Origin of the sequence: Arthrobacter sp. ZGTC131, from assembly GCF_002929275.1 — a bacterium.
Taxonomy (GTDB): domain Bacteria; phylum Actinomycetota; class Actinomycetes; order Actinomycetales; family Micrococcaceae; genus Arthrobacter.
This window is the reverse complement of sequence record NZ_PJIK01000013.1, coordinates 76,395-100,818: the sequence shown is the minus strand read 5'-3', so window position 1 is coordinate 100,818 and position 24,424 is coordinate 76,395. Positions and strand designations below refer to the sequence as shown.

The 24,424-nt window shown below is 65.3% G+C and carries 23 protein-coding genes and 1 tRNA gene; 14 read left to right on the top strand and 10 right to left on the bottom strand.

Annotated features, from left to right (window positions below):
• Positions 1-5: 5 nt before the first annotated feature.
• Positions 6-329, bottom strand: coding sequence for a hypothetical protein (locus tag CXQ90_RS16155; RefSeq protein ID WP_104140394.1), 324 nt, complete (start codon positions 327-329; stop codon positions 6-8).
• Between the two features lie 165 nt (positions 330-494).
• On the opposite strand from CXQ90_RS16155, the gene CXQ90_RS16150 reads away from it, so the two are divergent.
• Positions 495-582, top strand: a tRNA-Ser gene (locus tag CXQ90_RS16150).
• 46 nt (positions 583-628) lie between these two features.
• Here the strand turns inward: CXQ90_RS16150 and CXQ90_RS16145 are convergent.
• On the bottom strand, positions 629-1,537 hold the full coding sequence (locus tag CXQ90_RS16145) for an oxygenase MpaB family protein (protein WP_104140393.1): 909 nt from the start codon (positions 1,535-1,537) through the stop codon (positions 629-631).
• 295 nt (positions 1,538-1,832) lie between these two features.
• Here CXQ90_RS16145 and CXQ90_RS23175 point away from each other — a divergent pair, with 295 nt between their 5' ends.
• From CXQ90_RS23175 to CXQ90_RS16130, 3 genes are all read left to right on the top strand, one after another.
• Complete coding sequence (locus CXQ90_RS23175; RefSeq protein ID WP_308470557.1) at positions 1,833-3,152, top strand: peptidoglycan DD-metalloendopeptidase family protein; 1,320 nt, start codon at positions 1,833-1,835, stop codon at positions 3,150-3,152.
• Between the two features lie 125 nt (positions 3,153-3,277).
• Complete coding sequence (locus CXQ90_RS16135; protein ID WP_104140436.1) at positions 3,278-3,763, top strand: glutathione peroxidase; 486 nt, start codon at positions 3,278-3,280, stop codon at positions 3,761-3,763.
• A 174-nt stretch (positions 3,764-3,937) separates the two neighbouring features.
• Positions 3,938-4,849, top strand: a complete 912-nt coding sequence (locus tag CXQ90_RS16130; protein ID WP_104140391.1) for a phosphodiesterase — start codon at positions 3,938-3,940, stop codon at positions 4,847-4,849.
• A gap of 60 nt (positions 4,850-4,909) precedes the next feature.
• Here CXQ90_RS16130 and CXQ90_RS16125 read toward each other — a convergent pair whose 3' ends face one another.
• Together CXQ90_RS16125 and CXQ90_RS16120 are read right to left on the bottom strand one after the other, a co-directional pair.
• Positions 4,910-6,385 (bottom strand): stealth family protein, encoded by a 1,476-nt coding sequence (locus CXQ90_RS16125; protein ID WP_258064562.1) that lies wholly within the window; start codon positions 6,383-6,385, stop codon positions 4,910-4,912.
• Positions 6,386-6,610: 225 nt separating this feature from the next.
• Positions 6,611-7,543 carry a hypothetical protein gene (locus tag CXQ90_RS16120; protein ID WP_104140390.1) on the bottom strand — a complete coding sequence of 311 codons (933 nt, stop codon included), beginning with the start codon at positions 7,541-7,543 and terminating at the stop codon, positions 6,611-6,613.
• Between the two features lie 147 nt (positions 7,544-7,690).
• Between CXQ90_RS16120 and CXQ90_RS16115 the strand changes: the two genes are divergently transcribed.
• The gene (locus CXQ90_RS16115) at positions 7,691-7,990 is read left to right on the top strand and encodes a type II toxin-antitoxin system VapB family antitoxin (RefSeq protein WP_104140389.1); all 300 of its coding nucleotides are present in this window, start codon (positions 7,691-7,693) and stop codon (positions 7,988-7,990) included.
• Positions 7,983-8,657, top strand: coding sequence for a LytR C-terminal domain-containing protein (locus CXQ90_RS16110; RefSeq protein WP_104140388.1), 675 nt, complete (start codon positions 7,983-7,985; stop codon positions 8,655-8,657). Before CXQ90_RS16115 ends, CXQ90_RS16110 begins: the two co-directional genes overlap by 8 nt.
• A gap of 3 nt (positions 8,658-8,660) precedes the next feature.
• Here the strand turns inward: CXQ90_RS16110 and CXQ90_RS16105 are convergent, their stop codons facing one another.
• Together CXQ90_RS16105 and CXQ90_RS16100 are read right to left on the bottom strand one after the other, a co-directional pair.
• The gene (locus CXQ90_RS16105; RefSeq protein ID WP_104140387.1) at positions 8,661-9,311 is read right to left on the bottom strand and encodes a TetR/AcrR family transcriptional regulator; all 651 of its coding nucleotides are present in this window, start codon (positions 9,309-9,311) and stop codon (positions 8,661-8,663) included.
• A gap of 64 nt (positions 9,312-9,375) precedes the next feature.
• Positions 9,376-10,095: a DsbA family oxidoreductase gene (locus CXQ90_RS16100; RefSeq protein ID WP_104140434.1), complete on the bottom strand. Its 720-nt coding sequence runs from the start codon at positions 10,093-10,095 to the stop codon at positions 9,376-9,378.
• A 239-nt stretch (positions 10,096-10,334) separates the two neighbouring features.
• On the opposite strand from CXQ90_RS16100, the gene CXQ90_RS16095 reads away from it, so the two are divergent.
• On the top strand, positions 10,335-11,423 hold the full coding sequence (locus tag CXQ90_RS16095) for a glycosyltransferase family 4 protein (protein WP_104140386.1): 1,089 nt from the start codon (positions 10,335-10,337) through the stop codon (positions 11,421-11,423).
• A gap of 44 nt (positions 11,424-11,467) precedes the next feature.
• Positions 11,468-13,600 carry a glycogen debranching N-terminal domain-containing protein gene (locus CXQ90_RS16090; protein WP_104140385.1) on the top strand — a complete coding sequence of 711 codons (2,133 nt, stop codon included), beginning with the start codon at positions 11,468-11,470 and terminating at the stop codon, positions 13,598-13,600.
• Here the strand turns inward: CXQ90_RS16090 and CXQ90_RS16085 are convergent, their stop codons facing one another.
• The 4 genes from CXQ90_RS16085 to CXQ90_RS16070 all read right to left on the bottom strand — a co-directional run bounded on the left by CXQ90_RS16085 (position 13,601) and on the right by CXQ90_RS16070 (position 17,527).
• On the bottom strand, positions 13,601-14,134 hold the full coding sequence (locus tag CXQ90_RS16085) for a GNAT family N-acetyltransferase (protein ID WP_104140384.1): 534 nt from the start codon (positions 14,132-14,134) through the stop codon (positions 13,601-13,603).
• Between the two features lie 88 nt (positions 14,135-14,222).
• Positions 14,223-15,344, bottom strand: coding sequence for a LacI family DNA-binding transcriptional regulator (locus CXQ90_RS16080; RefSeq protein WP_104140383.1), 1,122 nt, complete (start codon positions 15,342-15,344; stop codon positions 14,223-14,225).
• A gap of 52 nt (positions 15,345-15,396) precedes the next feature.
• Positions 15,397-16,398: a sugar phosphate isomerase/epimerase gene (locus CXQ90_RS16075; protein WP_104140382.1), complete on the bottom strand. Its 1,002-nt coding sequence runs from the start codon at positions 16,396-16,398 to the stop codon at positions 15,397-15,399.
• 1 nt (position 16,399) lies between these two features.
• Positions 16,400-17,527, bottom strand: coding sequence for a Gfo/Idh/MocA family protein (locus CXQ90_RS16070; RefSeq protein WP_104140433.1), 1,128 nt, complete (start codon positions 17,525-17,527; stop codon positions 16,400-16,402).
• 211 nt (positions 17,528-17,738) lie between these two features.
• On the opposite strand from CXQ90_RS16070, the gene CXQ90_RS16065 reads away from it, so the two are divergent.
• The 6 genes from CXQ90_RS16065 to CXQ90_RS16040 all read left to right on the top strand — a co-directional run bounded on the left by CXQ90_RS16065 (position 17,739) and on the right by CXQ90_RS16040 (position 24,393).
• Entirely contained in the window at positions 17,739-18,953 is a 1,215-nt protein-coding gene (locus tag CXQ90_RS16065) for an ROK family transcriptional regulator (protein ID WP_104140381.1), read from the top strand.
• Positions 18,954-19,357: 404 nt separating this feature from the next.
• Complete coding sequence (locus CXQ90_RS16060; RefSeq protein ID WP_258064558.1) at positions 19,358-20,653, top strand: ABC transporter substrate-binding protein; 1,296 nt, start codon at positions 19,358-19,360, stop codon at positions 20,651-20,653.
• A gap of 2 nt (positions 20,654-20,655) precedes the next feature.
• On the top strand, positions 20,656-21,591 hold the full coding sequence (locus CXQ90_RS16055; protein ID WP_104140380.1) for a carbohydrate ABC transporter permease: 936 nt from the start codon (positions 20,656-20,658) through the stop codon (positions 21,589-21,591).
• A 125-nt stretch (positions 21,592-21,716) separates the two neighbouring features.
• Positions 21,717-22,493 (top strand): carbohydrate ABC transporter permease, encoded by a 777-nt coding sequence (locus CXQ90_RS16050; RefSeq protein ID WP_258064561.1) that lies wholly within the window; start codon positions 21,717-21,719, stop codon positions 22,491-22,493.
• Positions 22,494-22,547: 54 nt separating this feature from the next.
• Positions 22,548-23,648 (top strand): Gfo/Idh/MocA family protein, encoded by a 1,101-nt coding sequence (locus CXQ90_RS16045; protein WP_104140378.1) that lies wholly within the window; start codon positions 22,548-22,550, stop codon positions 23,646-23,648.
• Between the two features lies 1 nt (position 23,649).
• The gene (locus CXQ90_RS16040) at positions 23,650-24,393 is read left to right on the top strand and encodes a ThuA domain-containing protein (protein WP_104140377.1); all 744 of its coding nucleotides are present in this window, start codon (positions 23,650-23,652) and stop codon (positions 24,391-24,393) included.
• Positions 24,394-24,424: the final 31 nt, after the last annotated feature.

Here is a 24,424-nt window from a genome sequence, read left to right as displayed (position 1 = left end):
GCCCCTCACCGATGCCCGTTGACGGGCCAGCTCATGAAGGCAGGCTCCTCGTAAGGATGGACCGATCGCAGGGCCCGGATGACGGCGTCGAGCACTTCCTCTTCCACGACGCACTCGATCCGGACCTCGGCCACTTGCTCCGGCACGCCCCGTGCGCCGATGAAGGGCTCGGCTCCGGGGAGGGGCGTGAACCGTCCCGTGCCCGCAGAAGTAAACGCACAGTGCGAGTAGTTGCCCAGCCTGCCGGCGCCGGCATCCCCGATGGCGGCAAGCACCTCTTCGGCATGGGTTTCGGGTACATAGGCAACGAGGGCGTGGAGCTGGGGCATGGCACCATCCTCCCAGCCTGGCACCCTAGCGTCATCGGTCGCAAAGGCCGGGCGGGCGGCCGCAGGGCCGCGAACAGCTGGCCGTGCGAGGGTCCCGAAACGCCCAATTGGGCGATGCCGAAAAGTTCAGGTATTCTAGTATCTGCTTTTGATTCAGAAGCTACTGGAGAATTCGCCTAGCGGCCTATGGCGCACGCCTGGAACGCGTGTTGGGTTAACGCCCTCGGGGGTTCAAATCCCCCATTCTCCGCCATCGGAAAACCCGGTTCTGACATTGTCGGAACCGGGTTTTCTGTTTCCTAGGCCACTCCCAGCCGGCGGAGCCGCGCCCGTGCCGCCTGCTCGTTCGGCCCCGCCCGGTCCAGCGCAAGGCGCACGACGGCGAGAGTCACCCGCGCGGCGATGGTCACCGGCAGCGGCAAGGGACCAAGCCGGGCCGTCCGCAGGCCAAGCATCGCGCGGTAGCGGGGCTCAAGGCTGAGCACCGCGGCCTCGAACAGGACTCTGTAGCCGGGCTTCAGGAACGGATGCAGGGGCGGATTGCGGATGAAAGCCACGGTTTCTGCTACGCGCTCGTCGTAACGAAGGCTGCCCGATGCATACCAGGCGTCCAGTTGTGGCTTCAGTTCGGACTCTCTCAGCGGAGGCGAGTCCACGCCCATGAGCCTGCCTGCCTGTGCCCATTCCCGGACGTACGCATCGGGACCGCCCGGGATGCGCCCGCCCCACATCTTGTGGGCGCAGAGGAACGAGTCGGTGAAAGTGAGGTGGACCCACCCGAGTAGTTCGGGATCGTTCGCCGAATAGTCCTGAACATCGCCGTGCCCATCAATGTATTTTCCGCGCACCGATTCGTGGAGCCGTTGCACGCGCCTGCTCGCGGCAAGGGCGTCCGCCTTGGAACCGTAGGTGACGGCGTGAATCCAGCGGGTTGTGTTGGCGAGTCGGCCCACGGCGTCCTCGCGGAAGTTCGAGTGGTCATGGACGCCCGCAAGGACGCCGGGGTGAAGCGACTGCATGAGCAATGACCGAATGCCTGCGATTAATGTGGGCATGCCCCCATGCACGGCCCACACTGCAGAACCAGGAAGGTAGTAGCCGGGGTCGTCTCCCTGCGCAAACGCCAGTGACCATTCGGGCGCCACGTCCGGACTTCCGGTAAGCGTCCGCCTAACTTCGGCCCGCCATTCCCTAGGGAAATTCCGCATGTTTATATTCTTGCCCAGGAATGCTGGCTGCTTAAGCCTATGAATAGCATCGTATTAGCCCCCCAGTTTTAGGGGTTTCCTGCCGGCCTGGCCTGTGGCCACAATGGAGGACACGCTCGTCGAGATAGGAGTTTGGCGGGTCCTAATTCAGGAGATTTCATTGGCAACTCATGGGGGAAACGGACGTGCACCGGGGGTAGTTGGACCCGGCCGGATTGCTTTGCGGAGTCTCTCCGCGGCTGTGGTCGTCGGGTTTTCCGTCTTCGCCTTTGGGTTTCAGGGACCAGCCAGTTCAATGCAGCAACCTGCCGGGGACGCTGTCCCGCTGACAGCTCCTTCCGGAGTCGTGGGCCCGACGCTCCTTGATCCGGACAGCGCGAATCAAGGACATACGCTGGGCGAGCCAGCCCCCGACGCCCTCACCAGGATCCCGTCCGGCCGTACGGTCGTGGGTACGTCGATAGCCAAGAAGGCAGCCAAACCGCGAACGCCCGGAGTGGCGTCCACTGCATTACAGCGGCCCCGGGCAGGCTTCCTCATGGCGCCGCTCGAACTACTCACCTCAACTTCCGGGTTCGGGCTGCGGCATAACCCGCTGACGGGCGAAGATGGTGAATTCCACTGGGGGCAGGACTACGCCGCGGCCTGCGGAACCCGCGTCTACGCAGCAGACTCCGGGGTGGTCCGGGCAGCCGGATGGCACCCTTGGGGCGGTGGCAACCGGGTGGAGATCGACCACGGAAACGGACTGATCACCACGTACAACCACCTGCAGGGAATAGCCGTCGAAAAAGGCGATGAGGTTCGCGTTGGCGAGGTCATTGCAGAAGTGGGCAGCACCGGATCCTCAACCGGGTGCCACCTGCATTTCGAAGTTGTCAAAGACGGACAGCACCAGGACCCGCTGGACTGGACCCTGCTGCCCACCCGGCAAGTCGACCGGCTGACGCCGGCGGTCCTGACCAGTTTCGACCCCGGCGCCGCTGTGACCTCCGGCTGGGCGATCCCGTATCTGCCCGGAAACACCGACGACGGACTGTCGCCCGTTGCTGCCGCTGCAGCCGCCAAGCCGCGGACCACCGCAGCCGCAGCAGGGACCACACTGGTGCCGAATTCGTCGTCGACACGGACGGCCACGACGCCGACCATCACCGCACCCCCCAAGCCGACGGCCCCCACAACGCCGAAGGCGGCGCCAAAGCCCACGCCTACCCCCACGCCAACGCCTACTCCCACCCCCACGCCTACCCCGACCCCCACGCCAACTCCCACTCCGACTCCGCCTCCCGCAGAGCCGACTCCGCCTCCGGTTGAACCGGTTCCGGTGGAGCCGCCCGTGACTGCGGAACCGGCGCCCGTTGCCCCGGTTCCTCCAGCGGAGCCCGTCCCGACGGCGGAACCGGCGCCAACGGATCCCGTGCCGCCTGCGACGGATCCGATTCCGACTCCGTCGGCCACGGAGACCTTGGCTCCCGTCGAGCCTGAGCCGGTTCCCACGGCCGATCCGACGCCCGTGACGTCGTCGCTGGCTGTTCCAACTGAAGCCCCCGTGGCTGCCGCCACAGAGGCCGTGCCTGAAGGTGTGGTGACGGCGGAGCCGGACGCCGCGCCGTAGGTGCGGCGGGCGGTTGCCCGCCGTCCGGCTGGCTTAACTAGCCGGGTGAGGAGGTCGAAGGAATGCAGCGGCAATCAACACCGTTGTCATTAATGACAGCTATGCACCCGGCCAGAGAGCATCATGTGACTTCCCTCCACACGATTCCGTTGACACTCATTGACGGAACCGCAATAGATTTTGGACGCTACAAAGGGAACGCGGTGCTGGTGGTGAATGTAGCCTCCGAGTGCGGCTTCACGCGGCAGTACGCCGGCCTTGAGGAGCTCTATGGGCTCTACCGCAGCAGGGGACTCGAGGTCCTGGGCGTCCCCTGCGACCAGTTCGGCGGGCAGGAACCCGGCGACGACGCGGAGATCGCAGACTTTTGCGAGAGAAACTTCGGCGTAACCTTCCCCCTGACCGCCAAGACTGATGTCCGCGGCAAAGAACAGCACCCCCTTTACAGCGAGCTGACCAAGTTCAAGAAGAGCATTTTGCCGGGCACCGTCAGGTGGAACTTTGAGAAGTTCCTGGTCAACCGTGACGGTGAAGTTGTGGGGCGGTTCGCCTCCGCCGTGGATCCGGCGTCGCCGGAGCTGCGGCAAGCCATCGAGGCGGTCATCGCGTGATGCCTGCCGTCAGGAAACGAAAGCGAGGAAGGTAGACCGAAGGCGGCGGCGCAGCCGTAATTTTTCAACATGCCAACTCCAGTTTCCCCTAAGTTCGCTTTATATCTGGTTGGATGGAGCGTACTGAGAGGGACACTGGAGGCGCCCCGCTTCCTAACTACCGCGAAGGCAGCAATGGAGCTCATCGAGGCCGAGCACCCCCGGCCACGTCATTTTCTACTCCACCTGAGTGACCCCCACCTGCTGGGAGGTCCGGACCCCCTTTATGGCGCCGTTGACAGCGAAGCCCGCCTGATCCAGCTTTTCGACGAGGTCCAAGCCTCCGGCGCGCGCCCGGAAGCCGTGATCTTTACCGGTGACCTGGCAGACAAAGGTGACCCCGAGGCCTACGCCAAGCTTCGTGCGATCGTTGAACCGGCATGCAGGGACCTCGGTGCCAAGGTCATCTGGGCCATGGGTAACCATGACAACCGGGCCAACTTCCGGGCCGGCCTATTGGACCAGCCGGGCAACGACGATCCTGTGGACCACAGCTACTACGTGAATGGCCTGCGTGTCATCACCATGGACACCTCCGTGCCGGGATACCACCACGGTGAGCTTAGCGACGATCAGCTTGACTGGCTTGCCGCCCAGCTGGAGACCCCGGCCCCGGACGGAACCATCCTTGCACTCCACCATCCTCCGGTGCCTTCTGTCCTGGACCTCTCCGTGCTCGTGGAGCTCCGCGACCAGGCATCCCTGGCCGCAGTGGTCCGCAACTCGGATGTCCGCACCATCCTTGCCGGGCACCTGCACTATTCCACAACGGGGACGTTTGCCGGCATACCGGTGTCGGTGGCCTCCGCCACGTGCTATACCCAGGACCTGAACGTCCCGGTGGGGGGCACGCGCGGGCGCGACGCCGGGCAGGCCTTCAACCTCGTGCACGTCTATGAGCACACGATCGTGCATTCGGTGGTTCCCCTGGGAACTGCGCCGACAGTAGGGGAGTACGTCAGCCCGGAAGAGACGGAACGTCGGCTGGCCGCTGCCGGAATCCGCATCCCCGAGCACGCAAAGCGCCCGGTGCTGACCAGCAAGTAGGCTGACCAGCCTGCCCCGCCCCCGGCTACCCGTAGCCGGGGGCACCGCCTGCGCTCCCGGCTACTTTTCCCAGGGCGCCTTGATGGGGTAGTACTTTTCCAGGAAATCGGTGACGAGCTCCGCCCGCTCCGCGGCCGGGACCTCCGGGAAGCTGCCGTCATTGAGGCAGAAGAAGTCCATGTTGCGCTTGGCCAGCAGCTTCGGGAGGTAGTTCAGGCCGGCGCGGGCGGTGGTGTCCACGTACCTGACCCTGGCCGCGGTCTGGGTGACAGCGCGTCCGGTGAGCAGGGCGTAGTAGTGGTAGAAGGAATTGGTCACAGAGATGTTGTCCGCGGCACGGAACGTGCTTGCGGCCGTCTTGGCGAACTCCGCGGGGAACTCCTGCTCCATCTGGGCCACCACGCTGCGCCGCAGCGGCGCTGCCGCGTGCTCAAGGTGCCGCGTGGTGATCCGGCCGAAGCGGTTCCACAGCAGTTTGCGGTTCACCCGCGCGGCGTTTTCGAATCCGCTGCGTTCCGCGTCGTTGTCACCGAGGCCGATGCGTGTCTCTGCCTCGATGAACTTGGTGATCCCGCCCGGCGTGAAGAACATGTCCGGTCCGACCGGCCGGCCGAAGAACATGTCGTCATTGGAGTACAGGAAGTGCTCGGACAGGCCGCCGATGTGGTGCAGCTGGCACTCTACGGCCTGGGAGTTGTGCGTCGGGAGCACGTCGGGGTCGGCGAAAAACTCCTCGCTCCGGACAATCGTCACCGACGGGTGGTCGGCCAGCCATTCCGGCGCGGGAGAGTCCGTGGCAATGAAGATGCGGCGGATCCAGGGGGCGAACATGTAAACGGACCGCAGCGCATACTTGAGCTCGTTGATCTGGCGGTAGCGCGCCTCATGGTCGTCACCTTCCCCCACGACCGCTCCGGCCATCCGTGCCCGCCGGGCCGCGATGTATTCGGGGGAACTTCCGTCCACCCACGAGAAGACCAGGTCGATGTCGAAACTGATGTCGCTCGCGTGGTCCGCGAACATGTTCTCGATGGTGGGCCAGGTGTGGCCGTAGCGCTCAACGGTTCCGCGGACGGCGTCATTGGCCATCATGGTGCGGCGCGTGAGCGAATTCTCGATCGGCAGGATCACTTCGTTGCCCTGGAAGCTCCATAGCTCCACCTGTACGCCGGCCGACGCACCGAATTCGAAGCCGCCGTTGGGTTCCACGCGGGGACGGTACAGCCGGAAGATCCGCGCCTGCCGGTTGGTAGAGAGTTCGCCGTCGGCCACCAGCACGGACGTTTTCCTCTTGGCGTCCACGGTCATCGAGTAGAACGGTTCGTTCCGGCAGGCATCCACGAGGGCGGTGCGCAGCTTCTTGCGGTTCTTCCAGTCCAAGGCGATCACCGGGCGGTCGTTGTTGCCCCGGACCAGCAGGTAATCCAGCCCGGCCGCGGCCAGCACGTTGCGCAGGAACAGCAGATCCTCCACCATCGCCTGGTACGGCGTCCGGGTCTCGTTGATCAGCGCATACCGGCCCGAGCGGCGCACGATGTCGGGGCGGTGCTTGAGGCGCGCAACAGCAGCCGGCGACGTTACTTCCGCAAGCGCGGGTACGTCCTCGGATGCCTGGCCGCCGTAGTAAATGTCATCCTGAACCGTTACGTCTGTAATGGTGTTTCTCCGTGCTGTTCTGGGTGGGGTCTTACTTGCATGATAGTCCTGCCGAAAAAACTGCAGGAAAAAAGTACCGGGCGCAACTTCGCGGCGGCAGCGGGCTCAGCCGGCCAGCGCTTCCCTCCAACTGCGAAGGAAGGCCCCTCCGGCGTCGTCGTGAATGACCGTTGCGTCCAGGCCCAGGTCAGCGGCCGTGAGGATGTCATAGGGCTTGACCGGAACACCGTCCGCGGGACGGACGTCCACATGCTTGACCTGGTGGTCGTTGTGGTGCAGCCAGTCTGCCATGGCGTAGTCCGTCCGGGAATCGCCCACTGTCCGCCAGGCCTGCGGCATGATGCGCTGTGCCGCCAGCAGCTCCACCGCCCGGCTCGCGCCGAGGTCCTTGCCGAGGCGGATGGACTCTATATCCGTGGAGATGATGGTTGGGTCCACGCGGTAGTCGATTTGGTCATCGGAATTCGGCGCGTGGTGATCCAGCCGGACGACGCCCAGTCCGTGGCGCTCCATCAGCTCCATCGCCTCTGCATCGAACAGTTGCTGCTCGGCGAGGTACTCGCTGCTGGGCACCTCGATGTGCTGCTCCACGGACACCATGGCGCGCTTGGTCTCATCAAAGAACATGTGCGATGCGTAGTCTTCGGCCACCATCCGCCGGACGTCGTCCCCGTACGCCGCAGGGACGGCCAGCTCGTGGTCCACGTGGACCGGACCGGGCCCGGCAGCGGTGTAGCTGAACCAGACGGCGCCTTTTTCGCAGATGGCGTGGATCAGCGTCCCGGCCGGCATGCCCGCAGCGATCATCGGATCCATCACCTGTTCGCGGATAAACGCGTCCGAGCGGCCCGTGTTGAAGATAACCGGGACGCCTGCGGCGGCCAGTGCCACGAGGTCGGAGATGATGTCCGGCTTCACGTCCCGCGTTACAGGGCTGGCCACCGGACCGTCGACGTCCAGGAGCAGGGCAAGGGCAGGGGCCGACGGCGTGTGGGCGCCAAAGCCGGCGGCGGCAGCATTCGCAGGGGGTGCAGTCATGCCTCCATTCTGACAGCCGGTGCCGTCGGACCGGCTGAGCCGGGCGCAAGTCAGCGGGATGTGACACATGGTTACTGTTTGGCTACAACCTCGGGACGGGGCCGGTTGCACATTCCCCTGAACGGGCAACGTGCTTAGGCTTACAAGGTGATATTCAAAGCTGTGGGCGAGGGACGCCCTTACCCCGACCATGGTTTCAGCACCCCCAAGGACTGGGCCGCCCTTCCGCCGCGGCCGGTGCGCCTGGATGAACTCGTGACCACCAAGCGGACCCTCGACCTTGAAGCCCTCCTTGCTGAGGATTCAACATTCTTCGGCGACCTCTTTCCGCATGTTGTGCAGTACAAGGGCACGCTCTATCTGGAGGACGGCCTGCACCGGGCCGTCCGCACGGCCCTGCACCAGCGCACTGCCATTCACGCCCGGGTGTTGGTGATCGATGGCTAGAAAACCCAAGGACGTCACGGTCCTGCACGGACACCGCGTCATCACAGGCCCCGAGCTTCGGGCCACTTTCGAGGAGCCGGACGACACTCCGGACGACCCGGGCCGGCTGCGACGACGCATCCTGCACGGCGTGGTGCTCGTGCTGCTATTCGGCCTGATTGTCGCAGGCATCCTAGGCGCCGTGGGCGTCATGAACGGCCAGATCAAGTTCCCGACCGCCATACAGACCCAGGACACGGCGGACCTCTGCCCTGACGCCACGTTCAACTACACGCCCAACGCCAAGGTCAAGGTCAACGTCTTCAATTCAACGAGCCGGGCGGGCCTTGCCAAGTCCGCGGCCAACGAGTTCCGTGCCCGGAAATTCGTCGTCGGCGCCGTGGGGAACACCGAGAGCGGCTACCGCGGCGTGGCAGCCGTGGTTTCCGGGGCGGCCGGGCAGGCTGCGGCCTTCAGCGTCCAGCGGAACGTGCCGGGGTCTGATTACTTCCAGGACGGCCGCTCCGATGCCAGCGTGGACGTCATCCTGACCGGGGACTACCGCGGCCTGATCAAGCCCGCGCTCGTAGACCAGACACCGGGCAAGCTCAGCTGCCCGCGCGAAAGCCGGCGCGTTGCCGATGACTCCGCGCCGCCGGTCATTCCCACCGGCAGCGCCAAGCCCTGATCCTCAGCTCACCGCGGCGGGCGGAGGGCCAAGCCGCACAGGGCGGCCGCCGTCGTCAAAGCTGGCTCCGGCCCCCAACTGGATGAACCGGACAGTCCGTGTAATTCGCTCCTCCAGATCCTCCGGTTCGTCGCTGCCGCGGGCTGCGCTGGACGACAGGGTTCCGTGGATCAGCTGCGCCTGCTGCCGGGCATCCACGACCGGCAAGTAGCCTTGCTCCATCCCGTCACGCAGAATGTCCTGAAGCAGGTCGCTGAGGCCGCCCACATGGTCCGCGAGCTTGGCGAAGGACGCGGGCGACAGGACGGCACCCATGGCGGGCCCGGGCGGCAGGTGGCGGCGGCTAAGGTCCTCGACCTGCGCCCGCACATACAGGGCGAGCCGGTCCACCGGGTTGTCCAAGCGGCTCAGCGATTCACGCAACTCTGCCAAGAACCGCTCGGTCTCGACCAGGGCGTAGGCGATCAGCAGCTCTTCGATGTCGGCGTAGTAGTTGTAGACGGCAGTGCGGCCGATGCCCGCGTGCCGCGCGACATCCGTCATGGTGAGTCCGGGCAGCCCGTGCGTGAAAAGAAGCTCGCCAAAGGCCTTCAGGATGCGGCCCTGGGTCTCGGCGCGCTGCGCAGCATTGCTGGGGGCCGAGATCCGTGGCATACGCACACTTTACCGCGATCTGTCAGTAAACCATGGAATTTAGCCAGTCTCCCACGTCAGAGTCTTAGATGGTGCAGCCGCCCGGGCCGCAGGCTTCTCCCTCTGCTGCGCGCGCGCCCGCGCCGTCGGCGCTGACCATGACCAGCGGATGTGAGTCCTGCCAGGCCTGTTCGAGCGCCATGCTGAACGTAGCGGCGGGCTGGGCCCCGGAGAGGCCGAACTTGCGGTCGATCACGAAGAACGGCACACCGCTGATGCCCAGGGCGCGTGCCTCGGCGAAGTCGTGGCGGACGTCGTCGGCGTAGTTGTCCGTGCTGAACAGGTCGGCGACGTCGGCGGCGTCCAGGCCCAGCTCTCCGCCGAGCACGGTGAGGTAGTCCCGGCTGCCGATGTCCTTGCCGTGCTCGAAGTGGTCACTGAGCAGCTGCTCCTTGGCGGCGTCCTGCTTGCCGTGCGCGGCGGCGAGGTGGATGAGTCGGTGGGCCGTGAAGCTGTTGGCGACGACCACGGCGTCGAACCGGTAGTTGAGCCCCTCGCCTTTGGCCTGGGCTGCCACATGGTCGAACATCTGCGCGACCTGCTCCGGGGCCATGCCCTTGCGCGTGCTGAGGTAGTCCAGCTCGGTGCCGTCATAGCGTTCCGGCAGGGAGGGATCCAGCTGATAGCTGCGCCATTCTACTTCCACGGATTCGCGGTGGGGGAACTCGGCCAGGGCGGCCTCGAACCGGCGCTTGCCGATGTAGCACCACGGGCACGCGACGTCTGACCAGATTTCAATCTTCATGCTTGCCACAACCTCGATCAGCGCGATGGCATTCCCTGCGGCGGTGTTGGTTTGGCCACAGGGAGCGTGGATGTTCCAGGCCTTGCCCGGTGCCACGGCGCACCATATCGTTTGATATAAGTTATGAAGTCATCCATTGGATGACGTTCGTAAACGCGTGAAAATTTCCACGATGCGCCGAGGCAGACGCTTCCACCGGCGGGCGGGAGCGTTCTGCCCTGTGGCCTGGGAGGCCAGGGATGCGGATAGGACTAATAGCGGGCCCATGGATTCCGGTTCCGCCGCCAGCTTACGGTGGGATCGAGAGGGTTGTGGACAGCCTTGCCCGTGGAATTGCTGCCGCCGGCCATGAGGTCATGCTGGCTGTCCCCTCCGACAGCGAATGTCCGGTCCCCCGAGTCCCCGAAATGAGGAGCTCGGAACCTGCCGAACTGGGGTCCACTCTTTCGGAACTGAGCCACGTGGTACGCGCCTACCGGGGGATGCGGGAAGTGGACGTCATCCACGACCACACACTGGCCGGCCCTCTGTACGCGCACCGCCCGTCCTCGGTGCCTGTGGTCACGACAATTCACTGCCAGCTGACTCCTCCGGCAGCGGACATCTACCGGGCAATAGGGAGAAGAGCCGGCATCATCGCCATTTCCCGTGACCAGGTCAGTCGTACCCCTGACGTGCCAATCGCACGTGTTATCCACCACGGGCTGGACCTGTCCACCGTCCCGAAAGGCACGGGCCAAGGGGGATACGCGTGTTTTGTGGGACGGATGTGCCCGGATAAGGGGCCGGTTGAAGCGATCGCCATTGCCCGAAAAGCCGGAATTCCGCTGCGTATCGCGTCGAAAATGCGCGAACCGGAGGAGTTGCGCTATTTCCGGGAGGTTGTTGAGCCGCTTCTGGGGTCCAATGAGGAATTTATTGGCGAGATCAGGGATGCCGAAAAGTACGCGCTTATGGGCGGCGCCTTCGCCTTCCTTAACCCCATACAGTGGTCTGAGCCTTTCGGCCTCGTCATGATTGAAGCCCTGGCCACGGGGACCCCGGTGGTAGGCACCCCAATCGGCTCAGCACCGGAAGTCGTCAAGCACGGCGCCACTGGGTATCTGGCTTCCCTGGAGGAGCTGCCGGCGCTTCTGACCCAGGCCAGGGGGCTCAGCCGGGCAGCCTGCCGCGCCTCCGTCGAGGAACGGTTCAGTTCTGATCGCATGGTTGCTGACCATCTGGACTTGTTCGCGCAGATTCTGGAGCAGGGTTTGCCCCTCGGGGTTCCCGATCCGCGCGCGGTGGATGAGAATCAGATAGAGCACTCGCTGGAGCTAGGTGCATGATCCCGGCCTCGGCGACGTCTGCCTGAAGGGAAAGGATCTGCCCCGTGAATGCCTGGAACGAAGACACTGCAGCGGGTCCATCTGAAACGGGCGCGATCACCGTCGTCGAAGGGTCTTCGTTCTGTATCTCATCCCACACGGGCGACATCATCACGGGCGGATCGCAGGGCGTTTTCTATCAGGACACGCGGATCATTTCCCGCTGGGTGCTCCGAATCAACGGATCCCTTCGTGAGCCGCTGGTGGCGCGGACGCCCACATCGTTCCAGGCGACCTTCGTCGGAAGGGCAATGTGGGTCGGCGGGAGATTCGATAGCCCACTGGTCGTGCGACATCAGCGGCATGTGGGGCCTGGACTGCGGGACGATATCACCATCCGCAACTACTCGTCCGAGCCAGCCGACTGCGACATCGAACTTAGCCTCGAAGCCGACCTGGCAGATCTCTTCGACGTCAAAGCCGGCCGGGTGGACGCTGAGGCGCTTGTCCGCAGGACCGTCCAAAGCGGGGAGCTCCACATCGAAGCCGAGCGCAATGGCCAGCGCCGGGGCACGGCAATCCGCGCAACCGGAGCACTCGTCCGCGGTGATGCACTGACTTTCCGGGCACAGATTCTGCCCCGGGGGCAATGGTCCACGAGCGTCATCGTGGTGCCGCTGATCAATGGGGAGGGTCCGGAGGAGCCCTTTTCTGAGACCGCGTCACCCCAGTACCGCGTCGGTGTGAAGCGGCATGTTGCGTGGGAGGAGCATGTACCGCGAGTTACAGTCACGGACCGGAACGTTCAAAACGTCCTGAACCGCAGCCAGAGCGATTTGGGTTCCCTGCGGATTTTTGATGCCCAACACCCTGACCGGGCTGCAGTTGCCGCCGGTGCCCCATGGTTCATGGCGCTCTTCGGCCGGGATTCGCTTCTTTCCTCCTACATGGCCCTTCTGGTCGACCCGAACCTGGCCGCCGGGACGCTGCAAACCCTGGCCGGAATCCAGGGAACGAAGGTGGACCTGGACTCGGAGGAAGAACCGGGCCGGATCCCCCACGAAGTGCGCCTTGGTGTCACCGCTGGCCTGGCCTTGGGCGGCGCCGCATACTACGGCACGGCCGACGCGACGCCGCTCTTCGTGAGCCTGTTGGGTGAACTTAGCCGTTGGGGGCTGGCCGACGACATTATCGGTTCGCTGCTGCCGCATGCAGACCGGGCCTTGGAATGGATTGAGCACTACGGGGACCGCGACGGGGACGGCTTCGTGGAGTACCTCAGACCAAATACCCACGGACTGATCAACCAGGGATGGAAGGACTCATGGGACGGTATAAATTTCGCTGACGGCAGGATGGCCGAGCCGCCGATAGCCCTGTGTGAGGTTCAGGCTTACACCTATGCCGCGTACGTTGGCCGGTCATTGCTTGCCCGGTCGGCGGGAGACAGCAACCTGGAACACCATTGGGCTGAACGTGCCGCCGGCTTGAAGACCTCGTTCAACGAGCGGTTCTGGCTGCCAGGCAAGGGGTACTTCGCCGTCGCGCTGGATAAGGACAAGCAGCCGGTAGATTCCTGCACTTCGAACATGGGCCACTGCCTCTGGGTTGGGATTGTTGACGAGGACAAGGCGCCCCTAGTCGCCGAGCGCCTTATGTCACCGGAGATGTTTACCGGCTGGGGGATCAGGACATTGGCCTCGGATATGGGTGCCTACAATCCCGCCAGTTACCACAACGGCTCAGTCTGGCCGCACGATAGCGCGTTAGTTGCCACCGGGCTTATGCGTTACGGCTTCGTGGACGAGGCCTCCCGAATCGCAAGCGGGCTCTTTGCCGCCGCAGCACATTTTGATGGACAACTGCCCGAGCTTTTCTGCGGTTTTGACCGGGCCGACTTCACGGAACCGGTGCCGTACCCGACGGCGTGCTCTCCTCAGGCTTGGGCAGCGGCTGCTCCGGTGCAGCTGGCCCGCATCCTATTGCGTTTTGATCCCGACTTCACTCGGAATGTGGTCCACCTGGCGCCGATCCTGCCTGAAGAGTTCGGCGACTTCCGGGCAGACAACGTACTCTTGGGCCATTCCAGGATCGCCATGCATGCCCGTGGCAGGACGGGAAGCGTGGATGGATTGCCTCCTCAGCTGAAGCTCCTGGATGAGCCCCGCCCGCCCCTTCACGTGGACCTGCGCGTGTAACTAACCAAGCCCCCGCTCCATGACGAAGTCGTGTTCCACCGTGCTGCCCAGCCTGAAGGATTTGGTTCCGACCCGGCTGAAGCCGGACTTTTCGTAGAAGCGGATGGCTTTGGCGTTCTCGCTGTTGACGCCGAGCCACATACCGGCGGCGCCGGTTGCGGCTGCCGATTCGATGCTCGCATGCATGAGTTCCGCGGCGGCGCCGAGTCCATGGTGGTCCGGGTGGACGTAGCACTTGCTCAGCTCGGCCGAGGGGAGGATGGTCAGGGCCGAGGCCACGTCGGGATCCTGCGCCGGGTGATCCACCAGCAGGCTGTAGCCGCGCAACGCGCCTCCGGCATCGATGACCAGGACTGTCACGGCGGGATCGGCCAGGTACGCACGGAAGTGGCGCTCGCTGAGGGTGTTCTGAATGTGCGCGGCGATATCCGCGGGCGAGGATCCCGCCGGGCAGGCCAGCGGAAAGGTGACGGCCGCCAGCTTAGCCAGCCGGCCGGCGTCGTCCGCTGTTGCCTTGCGGATGGTGTGCGTCATGATCGCCTCCGGTCAGGGTTGGTTACAAAAACCCTAGCGTGTACCGCCGCCCGGGATTGAGCCACCCACGGGATTGAGCGGCCCGGGATCAGGACCCGCAGCCGCAGCTTTCCCGCACCGTGAGCTTCACCGTGAGCTCCTTGGCGATCGGCACGGGGCTGGGCTTGGTGACGGCGTCGATGAGGATTGAGGCCGCCGTGCTGCCCAGTTCCACCATGGGCTGCCTGATGGTGGTGAGCGTCGGACGGCTGACAAGGCCTGCCACCAGGCCGTCGAAGCCCGTCACCGCCACCTGACCGGGAACATCGATCCCCGCCCGGGCCAGGGCGTCCATGTAGAGCAGCGCCTCGGCGTCAACGGCACAGACGAAGGCCTGCGGAAGCTGATCTGCAGCCCGCAGTCTGTGGATGGTCCGGTCGACGTCGGCTGCAGGGTCCGTGGGGCCGGACCGGGGCAGCGTGCGGATGTCCAGCCCGGCACCGCCCATCAGCTCCGCGAAGCCACGGAACCGGTGCTCCCTGTCCGGTGAACCCTCAGGTCCCACGAAAATGATGTGGCGCAGCCGATGGTCCTGGATCAGGTGCCCGGCCAGCAGCTTCATGCCGGCGGCATTTTCCACCGACACCCGGTGAAACCCGGCGTCCTCTGCTGGGTTGGACAGTTCGACCACGGGAATCCGTTGGGAAATGCGGCGCAGTATGTCGCTCGGGAGGCTGTTCGGGAAGACCGCCAGCCCGTCAACGCGGCCTGCGATCTCGGCGATGTCTGCTTCCGTGCTGGCGCCGTGGCCTTCGCCCATCATGAGCACGTAACCGCGCCGCCGGCACTCCATCTCCACTCCGCGCTGCACTTCGTCGTGGTACAGCGGAAACAGGCGGAAATCCTGGTTGGCGTCGTCAGAGAACAGGGAGTCCCGGTCGTGGCTGGCTTGACCGGGGCCCCTCGCGGTCCGCACGGCCGCATTGCGCGCGGCCTCGGTGCTGGAACGGCCAAAGTAGTCGAACGAAAACAGCCCGATGGCTCCCGTCTTGCCTCGGGCCAGGCCGCGGGCGCTGGCGCTGGGCAGGTAACCCAGCGCCCGGGCAGCGTCCCGCACTGCTTCCCTGGTGGATTCGCGGACGCGATGCGGCTGCGTGAAGCTGAAGGACACGGTGGCGATGGAAACCCCGGCCCGCTCGGCGACGTCATAGACCCTGGGCTTCTTGGCCATGGAGCTCCTTTCCGCAGGGGATTCTATTCGCGTCCGAGCCGGCGTTTCCGTATCAGTCCTTGCTGCTGAAGGCGGCGTCGAAGCTGGTCTGCGAGGCGGGGAAGTCGAATTTCTTCAGCGCGGCCAGGGCTTCGGGGGCGCCGTGGAGTCGGTCCATGCCGGCGTCTTCCCACTCGACGCTGATGGGGCCGGTGTAGCCGATGGCGGTCAGGGCCCGGAAGGACGATTCCCAGGGGACGTCGCCGCGGCCGGCGGAGACGAAGTCCCAGCCGCGGCGGGGGTCGCCCCAGGGCAGGTGGGAGCCCATCACGGTGTTCCGGCCGGTGGGGCGGAGCTTGGTGTCCTTGCAGTCCACGTGGTAGATCCGGTCCTTGAAGTCCCAGATGAAGGAGACGGGGTCGATGCCCTGCCACATGAAGTGGGACGGGTCCCAGTTGAGCCCGAACGCTTCGCGGTGGCCGATGGCCTCGAGGGTGCGGACGGTGGTCCAGTAGTCGTAGGCGATTTCGGAGGGGTGGACTTCGTGGGCGAAGCGGACGCCGCATTCGTCGAAGACATCCAGGATGGGGTTCCAGCGGTCGGCGAAGTCCTGGTAGCCGGCGTCTATGACCGCGGCAGGGACGGGCGGGAACATGGCCACGTACTGCCAGATGGAGGAGCCGGTGAACCCGACGACGGTGTCCACGCCGAGGGCCTTGGCGAGTCGGGCGGTGTGCTTCATTTCCTCGGCGGCGCGGGTGCGGACGCCTTCGGGGTCGCCGTCGCCCCAGACCTTGGAGCCAACAATCGCTTCGTGGCGGAAGTCGATGGGGTCATCGCACACGGCCTGGCCCTTGAGGTGGTTGGAGATGGCCCAGACCTTCAGGTTGTACTTCTCCAGGACCGCGAGCTTGGACTCCACGTAGCCGGGTTCGTCCCAGCGCCAGGCGTCCAGATGGTCACCTGAGACGGCGATTTCCAGTCCGTCGTAGCCCCAGCCGGAAGCCAGGCGCGCGACTTCCTCGAAGGGCAGGTCGGCCCACTGGCCGGTGAACAGGGTGTAAGGGCGGGGCATGTCAGGCTCCTTGCGCGGGGGAATCGGTGAGCTGGATGGTGGAGCTTTTCGCTGCGGAGCTTTCCTCCACGGCAGCGAGGATGCGCTGGACGGCCAGGCCGTCATCGAACGACGGCTGCGGCGCGGTTCCGTTGCCGATGGCGGTCAGGAAATCCCGGATCTCGTGGGTGAAGGTGTGCTCCCAGCCGATGATATGGCCCTGGGGCCACCACGCGTCCAGGTAGGGGTGGTCGGGTTCGTTGACCAGGATGCGGCGGAAGCCCTGCTCTCGCACCGGGAGGGTGGCGTCCAGGAAGCCGAGCTCGTTCAGGGCCTCGAGGTCGAAGAGTAGGGAGCCTTTGTCGCCGTAGATCTCGAGCCTGAGCGAATTCTTCTGGCCGGTAGCCACGCGAGACACCTCGACCGAGGCGACCGCCCCGGAGGCGAGCGACAGCGTTGCCCAGGCGGCGTCGTCGACCGTCACGTCCTCCGGTCCGTCCGCGCCGGGGCGGCTGGGGACGAAGGTGCGCAGGCGCCCGGACACCTCGGTGACGGGATCGCCGAGGAGAAACAGGACCTGGTCGATGGCGTGGGAGGCGATGTCGCCCAGCGCCCCGGAGCCCGCGGTTTCCTTCCGCAGCCGCCACGTCATGGGACTTTCCTCGTCGGAGAGCCAGTCCTGAAGGTAAGCGGCGCGGACGTGCCGGACGGACCCGAGCCGGCCCTCCGCAATCAGCTCTTTGGCCAGCGCGAGGGCCGGGACCCGGCGGTAGTTGAACCCGACCATCGACTGCACCCCTCGTTCCCGGGCAGCACGGGCGGCGGAGGTCATGGCCTCGGCCTCGGCCAGGGTGTTAGCCAGCGGCTTTTCCACGAGGACGTGCTTGCCGGCTTCGAGCGCGGCAATCGCGATCTCGGCGTGCATCCAGCCCGGGGCGCAGATGTCCACCACGTCGATATCGTCACGCGTGACCACCGCCCGCCAGTCGGTGGCGGACTCGCGCCAGCCGTATTTCGCCGCGGCGGCGGCGACACTGTCCGCGTCACGGCCCACGAGGACCTTCTGTTCGAAGGCCGGGACGTCGAAGAAGCTGGCGACGTTCCGCCATGCATTGGAGTGGGCCTTGCCCATGAACGCGTAGCCGATCATCGCTACGCCCAGCGGACGGACGGACGCTGCCGCCGCAGGCGCGTCATCGCCCTGGCGCCGCGCGGATTCTGGAAAAGGCATGTCGGTTCCTCAGGGACGGCTGCTGTTTCACTCGAACCTACGGCGACTTTTGTCGATAGTCAATCAAAAGTTATGTAAGAGCTTGCATTAAGCCCGATGGTTTCCCGGGAACGTGTGCTATTCCTTAATCATGGTGACGACTATCGAGCGGCAGGAACGGCCCGCCGACGCGGGCGTCCTGGCCCGCGCCGGGGATCTCTTTCAGCTGCTCCGCGACGGCAGGGCCCGGACGCGGGCCGAGCTGGCCGAACAGACGGGTCTTGCGCGGACCACTGTTGCCGCGCGCATCGATGCCCTGACCGCCCTCGGGCTGGTGGGTCCGGCCGGTGAGGCAGCCTCTTCCGGCGGCAGGCCGCCGTCGAAATTCGCCTTCAACGCCGAGGTGCGGCTGGTCCTGGCCGCCGACGTCGGCGCCAGCCACGCCGCGACCGCACTGACTGATCTCAACGGCAGCGTGCTGGCCCGGCACTCGGAACCGCTGGACGTGGCGCGGGGGCCCGAGGCAGTGCTGGACTGGGTCCTCCACAGCGGACGGGAACTGCTTTCTCAGGTGGGCCGGACCGAGGCTGACATCGCCGGCATCGGCATTGGCCTTCCCGGCCCCGTGGAACACGGCAGCGGCCGGCCCGTGAAGCCTCCCATCATGCCCGGCTGGGACGGATTCGACGTCGTCGGATACGTCCGCAGGGACATAGATGCTGAAGTCCTTGTGGACAACGACGTGAACATCATGGCCCTGGGGGAGCGGCATGCCTATTGGCGCGAGTATGCCGATGTTCTCTTCATCAAGCTGGCCACCGGCGTAGGAGCGGGAATCATCAGCAGCGGCGAACTCCAGCGCGGCGCTGATGGCACTTCCGGGGACCTCGGCCATGTCCGCGTGCCGGGCGGCGAGGGCGTGCTGTGCCGGTGCGGCAACGCGGGGTGCCTGGAAGCCCTGGCCTCCGGTCCCGCGCTGGCCCGGAAACTGCAGGGCCTGGGAATTGACGCCAGTTCGGGGGCGGACGTTGTGGACCTGGCTGCCCAGGGGAATGTCCACGCCATCCATGCCCTGCGGCAGGCCGGCCGCGACGTGGGCGAGGTCCTCGCAATCTGCGTAAACATGCTCAACCCGTCCGTGATTGTGGTGGGCGGAAGCCTGTCCCGGGCCGGCGACCAGCTGCTGGCCGGGATCCGGGAAGCTGTCTACGGGCGGTCCCTGCCGCTCGCTACGGCCCGGCTGCGGATTGAGCAGTCGCGCGCCAAGACGGACGCCGCCATCCTCGGCGCCAGCCGAATGGTCATCGAGCACGTGCTGTCGCCGGCCGTCGTTGAATCCGCCGTAGCGGCTGCCGCGCGCCCGTAGCGGGACCCGAGCCACCAGCAGCACGCCGGGCCACGGATCCCCGGAGCTTCCGCGCGGAGCCGTATAGCCCCGGGAGCTTCGGCGCTGAGCCGTAAAGCCCAGGCGCTTTTTGCCGCCTAAAGCCCGCGTGCTTTTGCCGCCTCCCCTCCAGAGTCGCGTCGCTAGGCACGTTCAGCGTGTCTGAAACGAGTTGATAAAAGCCGAAAATCAATGCGCTTAGCTCATTGACACGTCCAGATGCGCATGAAAGCTTTACTTACAGCCGAGGAATTGCAGGCTTTTGCAATGCGAAAGTTAGAAGCCCGGTTTGAAATCTTCGTCACCATGTCATATCAACGCGGCCGTCCCTGCCAGCCAGCGAAGCCGCTGGCGGGACCAGGGGCAGGCATATCGAAAGGAAACTCGTGAAGGCATCCATGCCAGCCGGACGGCGTCGTCTGGCCAAGAGTGTTGTGGCCACCCTGGCCGTGGGCGTTCTGCTCACCGGCTGTGGCGGCACCCCGGCAAACTCCCCGAATTCCGCGGCTGCCGCCGTCGACCTCAAAAGTGCGGAGGGCGCCAAAGGCGACATCACCATCTGCGGCGGCAAGGATGCCAGCGGAATCCACAAGAACACCACCGCGGCCTTCCACAAGGCGAACCCGACCATGAACGCCAAGTACGTCGAGATCGGCTCGAGCACGGACCAGCAGCGCACGCAGACGGTGCAGCGCCTGGAGGGCAAGTCCACGGAATGCGACATCTTCATGATGGATGTCACCTGGGCGCCTGAATTCGCCGCCCAGAACTGGCTGCTGGACCAGACTCCGGTGATGGAGAAGATCAAGGATCGCCTGATCCCGTCGACCGCGCAGACCGCCTTGTACGACGGCAAGTACTGGGCCACCCCGTTTTACACCAACGCCGGCCTCATCTACTCCGCCAAGGACAAGGTGGCCAAGCCGGCCACGTGGCAGCAGCTTTACGCCGAGGCCGCCAAGGCACCGGGCAACCGACTCGTGTACCAGGCGCAGCAGTACGAGGGCCTCACGGTCAACTTCCTGGAACTGCTCTACAGCGCAGGCGGCGAGGCAGTGAACGACAAGGGCGAGGTCAAGATCGATTCCCCGGAGACCCGCGAAGTTCTCCAGTTCATGGCCGACGGCATCAAGAACGGTTCTGCCGACCGCGCGGTCATGACCTACAAGGAAGACGAGACACGGCTGGCGTACGAATCCGGCAACTTCGGGTACGAGCGAAACTGGCCGCACGTCTACCGACTGCTGAACAAGACCAAGCTGGCAGGCAAGTTCGACGTTTCGCCGCTGCCGTCCTTCAACGGCAAGTCCGCGGCGAGCGGCGTACTGGGCGGATGGAACTTTGCGATCTCCGCCTTCTCCCAGAACAGCGGTGCCGCGCTGGCATACATCAACTTCGCCACCACTCCCGAGTGGCAGAAGCACGTGGCCATGGACAACTCGCAGGCTCCCGTCAACGAGGCAGCCTACTCCGACCCCGAGGTCCTGAAGGCCATGCCGTTCGCGCCGGAGCTGCTGGCATCCGTCAAGGGCGCCAAGCCGCGTCCGCAGTCACCGGTCTACCCACAGATCTCCCAGGCGATCTACAAGAACGTGCATGCCGTCCTGTCCGGCTCGGCAACTGCGGATGAGGCCGCGAAGAAGATGGCCGAGGACATCAAGACAGCACAGGACAGCTTCTAGCCATGACATCGGCACAGAAGTTGGCCGAACGGCCGAGGACTTTCGGGTACGACCGCGCGGAACGCCGGCTGGCGGTCCGGATGGTGGCGCCCTCGTTGATCCTGATGTTCCTGGTGGCTGCCGTTCCCATCGGCTACGCCGTCTGGCTGTCGCTTCACCAATTCAGTGTGCGGCAGGCCGGCTTGTCACGGTTCGTCGGGCTGGACAATTACCTGGACGCGCTCAGCAGCGGCGCCTGGTGGTCAGCTTTCGGGCAGACGTTCACGTTCGCCGCGGCTTCTGTGTCGTTGGAACTCGTCCTCGGAACGGCCATGGCGCTGCTCCTGAACATGACGTTCCGGGGACGGGGGCTACTGCGGACCCTGGTGCTGCTGCCCTACGCGATCCTGACCGTGGTCAGCGCCATCACGTGGCAGACCATGTTCGAGCCGACCCTGGGCCTCGTCACCACGGTTCTCAGGGGACTGGGCCTGCCAGGCGGGGACATCGTCTGGCTGGGCGAGTCCGGCTATGCCATGGCGGTGATCGTGCTGGCGGATGTGTGGAAGACCGCCCCGTTCGTTGCCCTGCTGGTTCTCGCGGGCCTCCAGGTGATCCCTGACGAGGTCTACGAGGCAGCCGAGCTGGACGGGTCCACCAAGTGGACGACGTTCATCAATATCACCCTGCCCCTGCTGAAGCCGGCGATCGTGCTGGCCGCAATCTTCCGCACCATGGACGCCCTGCGGGTCTTCGACCTGCCGTTCGTCCTGACGCGCGGCGCCAACGGAACGGAATCGATGTCCATGCTGGCCTACACCGAGTTGCGTGAAAACCGGCTGGTCGGCGAAGGGTCCGCCCTGTCCATCCTCACCTTCCTGACCGTCATGGCGGTCTCCGTCATCTACATCAGGTTCGCCGGCGGGAACATCCGCGCAGCCGCCCAGGAGAAGCAATGAGTACGGTCCTCGAAGAACGCCGCGCCGCGGTTCAGGCGGGTCCCGGCCCGCGGCGCACCGGGAAGCCGCTCCGCCGCGGGGAGTCCAGGCTCCACCCCGTGACCTGGATTTTCGTCCTGGCCGTGATGGCCTTCTCGCTGGTGCCTTTCTACTGGCTCATCAACACCTCCCTGAAGGCGGGGGAGAGCCTGGGCGCGGGGGAACTGTTTCCCAGCCAGCCCACGCTGGACAACTACTTCGTCGTGTTCCGGAATCCGGACTTTTTCCTGGCCCTCCGGAACTCGGTCATCATCGCCGTGGTGACCACCGCTGTCGCGCTCGTCTTCGCCTCCTTCGCCGCCTATGCCCTGGCCCGGCTGAAGATGAAGCGGAAGGCCCTGCTCCTGACGCTGATCCTCTCCGTCACCACCTTCCCGGCCATCGCCATCGCGGCGCCGATGTTCTCCATCTGGCGGGAGATCGGCCTCTACGACACCCTGATCGGGCTCATCATCCCCAAACTCACCTTCGCCCTACCCCTGGCGATCTACACGCTGACCTCCTTCTTCCGGGAAATCCCCAAGGAGTTGGAGGAATCGGCATACATCGACGGAGCGTCGCCGTTCCTGGCCTTCCGGAAAGTAATCCTGCCGCTGGCCGTTCCGGGGCTTGCCACCACGGCCATCCTGGTGTTCATTTCAGTGTGGAATGAATTCCTGCTGGCCGTCACGCTGACGACGTCCCCTGAGTCCCGGCCGGTGCCGGTGGCGATCGCCTTCTTCAACGGCACCAGCGAATACGATCAGCCGATCGGCGCCATCAGCGCGGCGTCGGTGCTGATCACCATTCCGCTGGTGATCCTGGTGCTCGTCTGCCAGAAGCGGATCGTGGCCGGGATGACCGCAGGTGCCGTCAAGGGCTGACCCGCCCTCTTTAACCAAGCTCAACAACCCAAAAGTAAAGAGAAGGAATTTCCAGTGAGCATGCAGCAGGCACAGCCCGCACCCCTGAAAGTCGGGGTTGTCGGCATCGGATGGGCCGGACAACAGCACATCAAGGCCTACAAGGACATTGAGGGCGTCGAACTCGTGGCCGTGGCCGCCATGGAGGAGGACCTCCTGAGCAGCCTCAAGGCCGAGTACGGCATCCCCCACACGTTTGCCCGCTGGGAGGACCTGATCGAACTGGAGGGACTCGACGCCGTCAGCGTCGCGGTGCCCACGTTCCTGCACGCGCCGATCACCATCGCGGCGCTCGAGCGCGGGCTGCACGTCCTGAGCGAAAAGCCGCTGGCCCGCAACGGCGAAGAGGGCCGGCAGATGGTCGAGGCCGCGCAGAAGGCCGGCCGCGTCCTGGACGTCGCATTCAACCACCGCCGCCGGGGCGATATCCAGAAGCTGAAGGGCATCATCGACGACGGCGAACTCGGCCGCCCGTACTACGCCAAGGCGTCATGGCTCCGCCGCCAGGGCATCCCCATGCTGGGAAGCTGGTTCACGAACCCTGAGCTGGCAGGCGGCGGACCGCTGGCGGACATCGGCGTGCACGTCCTGGACTACTCGCTGCACCTCCTCGGGGAACCGAAGGTCCTGTCCGTCTCGGCCTCCACGCACTCCGAGCTGGGCCCCCGCGGCCTCGGCGGCAACGCCCGGTACACCGCCATGAAGTCGGCCCACAAGTTCGAAGTTGAAGACTTCGCGTCCGCGTTCATCCGCCTGGAGGGCGGCGGCACGCTGATCCTCGAGGCCGGCTGGGCGGCGTACCGGGATGAGGACGACCTGATGGACTTCACCGTGTACGGGACCGACGGCGGCGCCGAACTGCGCGCCGTCGGCGCCTCGAACGCCCCCGTTGCGGACCTCCGCATCTTCAAGGAGAAGGACGGCGAAAACGCGGACTACGAAGTGGTGGCCGAACCCGGCCGCGCGCACCAGGCTGTCGTGGAAGACTTTGTGGAAGCCGTGCGCGGAGGCGAGACTGTGTGGGGTGCCCACGACGGCGCCCTGGCACTGAGCCGCGCACTGGTGCTCGATGCCTGCTACAAGTCCGCCCTCGAACAGCGCGAAGTGAGGCTCTGACATGACCGACAAACTCAACATCCTGGTGTGGAATGAAGGCGTCCATGAGGCCCGGAACCAGCCGGAAACCATGGGGGAGATGTACCCCAAGGGCATTCACGGAGCCATCGCCGACGGGCTGAAGGGCTTCTACCCGGATTCCGGCATCACCACGGCCACCCTGGCGGACCCGGAGCACGGGCTGTCGGAGGAAACCCTGGCCGCGACGGATGTGCTGCTGTGGTGGGGCCATGTGGCACACGCCGAGGTCAGCGACGAAGTGGTGGAGCGCGTGCAGCGGCACGTGCTGGGCGGTATGGGGCTGATCGTCCTTCACTCCGGGCACTTTGCCAAGATCTTCACCCGTCTCCTGGGCACCACGTGCTCGCTCAAGTGGCGGAACGACGGCGAACGCGAACTGGTGTGGACGGTGAAGCCCTCGCACCCGATTGCCGCCGGCGTGGAAAGCCCGATCGTGATCCCGAAGCAGGAGATGTACGGCGAGCTCTTCGACATTCCCGAGCCTGACGACCTCATCTTCATCAGCTCGTTTGAAGGCGGCGAAGTCTTCCGCTCGGGAGTCACGTTCTCCCGCGGCAAGGGCCGGATCTTCTACTTCAGCCCGGGCGACCAGGAGTATCCCGTCTACCACCAGCCCCAGATCCAGCGGGTCATCGCCAACGGGGTCGGCTGGGTGGCGCAGCCGAAGCAGTTCCGCGAAGCGCCCGGCGTGGCCAACGCCCAGCGGGACTGGTACCTGGCCTGAGCGCGCCGCGTAACTGAATGATGTGAATCTC

What these genes read in the sequence shown, in the direction of transcription:
- CXQ90_RS16155 (WP_104140394.1), bottom strand. Translation starts at nt 329, where the DNA reads ATGCCCCAGCTCCACGCCCTCGTTGCCTATGTACCCGAAACCCATGCC.
- CXQ90_RS16145 (WP_104140393.1), bottom strand. Translation starts at nt 1,537, where the DNA reads ATGCGGAATTTCCCTAGGGAATGGCGGGCCGAAGTTAGGCGGACGCTT.
- CXQ90_RS23175 (WP_308470557.1), top strand. Translation starts at nt 1,833, where the DNA reads ATGCAGCAACCTGCCGGGGACGCTGTCCCGCTGACAGCTCCTTCCGGA.
- CXQ90_RS16130 (WP_104140391.1), top strand. Translation starts at nt 3,938, where the DNA reads ATGGAGCTCATCGAGGCCGAGCACCCCCGGCCACGTCATTTTCTACTC.
- CXQ90_RS16120 (WP_104140390.1), bottom strand. Translation starts at nt 7,543, where the DNA reads ATGACTGCACCCCCTGCGAATGCTGCCGCCGCCGGCTTTGGCGCCCAC.
- CXQ90_RS16110 (WP_104140388.1), top strand. Translation starts at nt 7,983, where the DNA reads ATGGCTAGAAAACCCAAGGACGTCACGGTCCTGCACGGACACCGCGTC.
- CXQ90_RS16105 (WP_104140387.1), bottom strand. Translation starts at nt 9,311, where the DNA reads ATGCCACGGATCTCGGCCCCCAGCAATGCTGCGCAGCGCGCCGAGACC.
- CXQ90_RS16100 (WP_104140434.1), bottom strand. Translation starts at nt 10,095, where the DNA reads ATGAAGATTGAAATCTGGTCAGACGTCGCGTGCCCGTGGTGCTACATC.
- CXQ90_RS16095 (WP_104140386.1), top strand. Translation starts at nt 10,335, where the DNA reads ATGCGGATAGGACTAATAGCGGGCCCATGGATTCCGGTTCCGCCGCCA.
- CXQ90_RS16085 (WP_104140384.1), bottom strand. Translation starts at nt 14,134, where the DNA reads ATGACGCACACCATCCGCAAGGCAACAGCGGACGACGCCGGCCGGCTG.
- CXQ90_RS16080 (WP_104140383.1), bottom strand. Translation starts at nt 15,344, where the DNA reads ATGGCCAAGAAGCCCAGGGTCTATGACGTCGCCGAGCGGGCCGGGGTT.
- CXQ90_RS16075 (WP_104140382.1), bottom strand. Translation starts at nt 16,398, where the DNA reads ATGCCCCGCCCTTACACCCTGTTCACCGGCCAGTGGGCCGACCTGCCC.
- CXQ90_RS16070 (WP_104140433.1), bottom strand. Translation starts at nt 17,527, where the DNA reads ATGATCGGCTACGCGTTCATGGGCAAGGCCCACTCCAATGCATGGCGG.
- CXQ90_RS16065 (WP_104140381.1), top strand. Translation starts at nt 17,739, where the DNA reads ATGGTGACGACTATCGAGCGGCAGGAACGGCCCGCCGACGCGGGCGTC.
- CXQ90_RS16055 (WP_104140380.1), top strand. Translation starts at nt 20,656, where the DNA reads ATGACATCGGCACAGAAGTTGGCCGAACGGCCGAGGACTTTCGGGTAC.
- CXQ90_RS16050 (WP_258064561.1), top strand. Translation starts at nt 21,717, where the DNA reads ATGGCCTTCTCGCTGGTGCCTTTCTACTGGCTCATCAACACCTCCCTG.
- CXQ90_RS16040 (WP_104140377.1), top strand. Translation starts at nt 23,650, where the DNA reads ATGACCGACAAACTCAACATCCTGGTGTGGAATGAAGGCGTCCATGAG.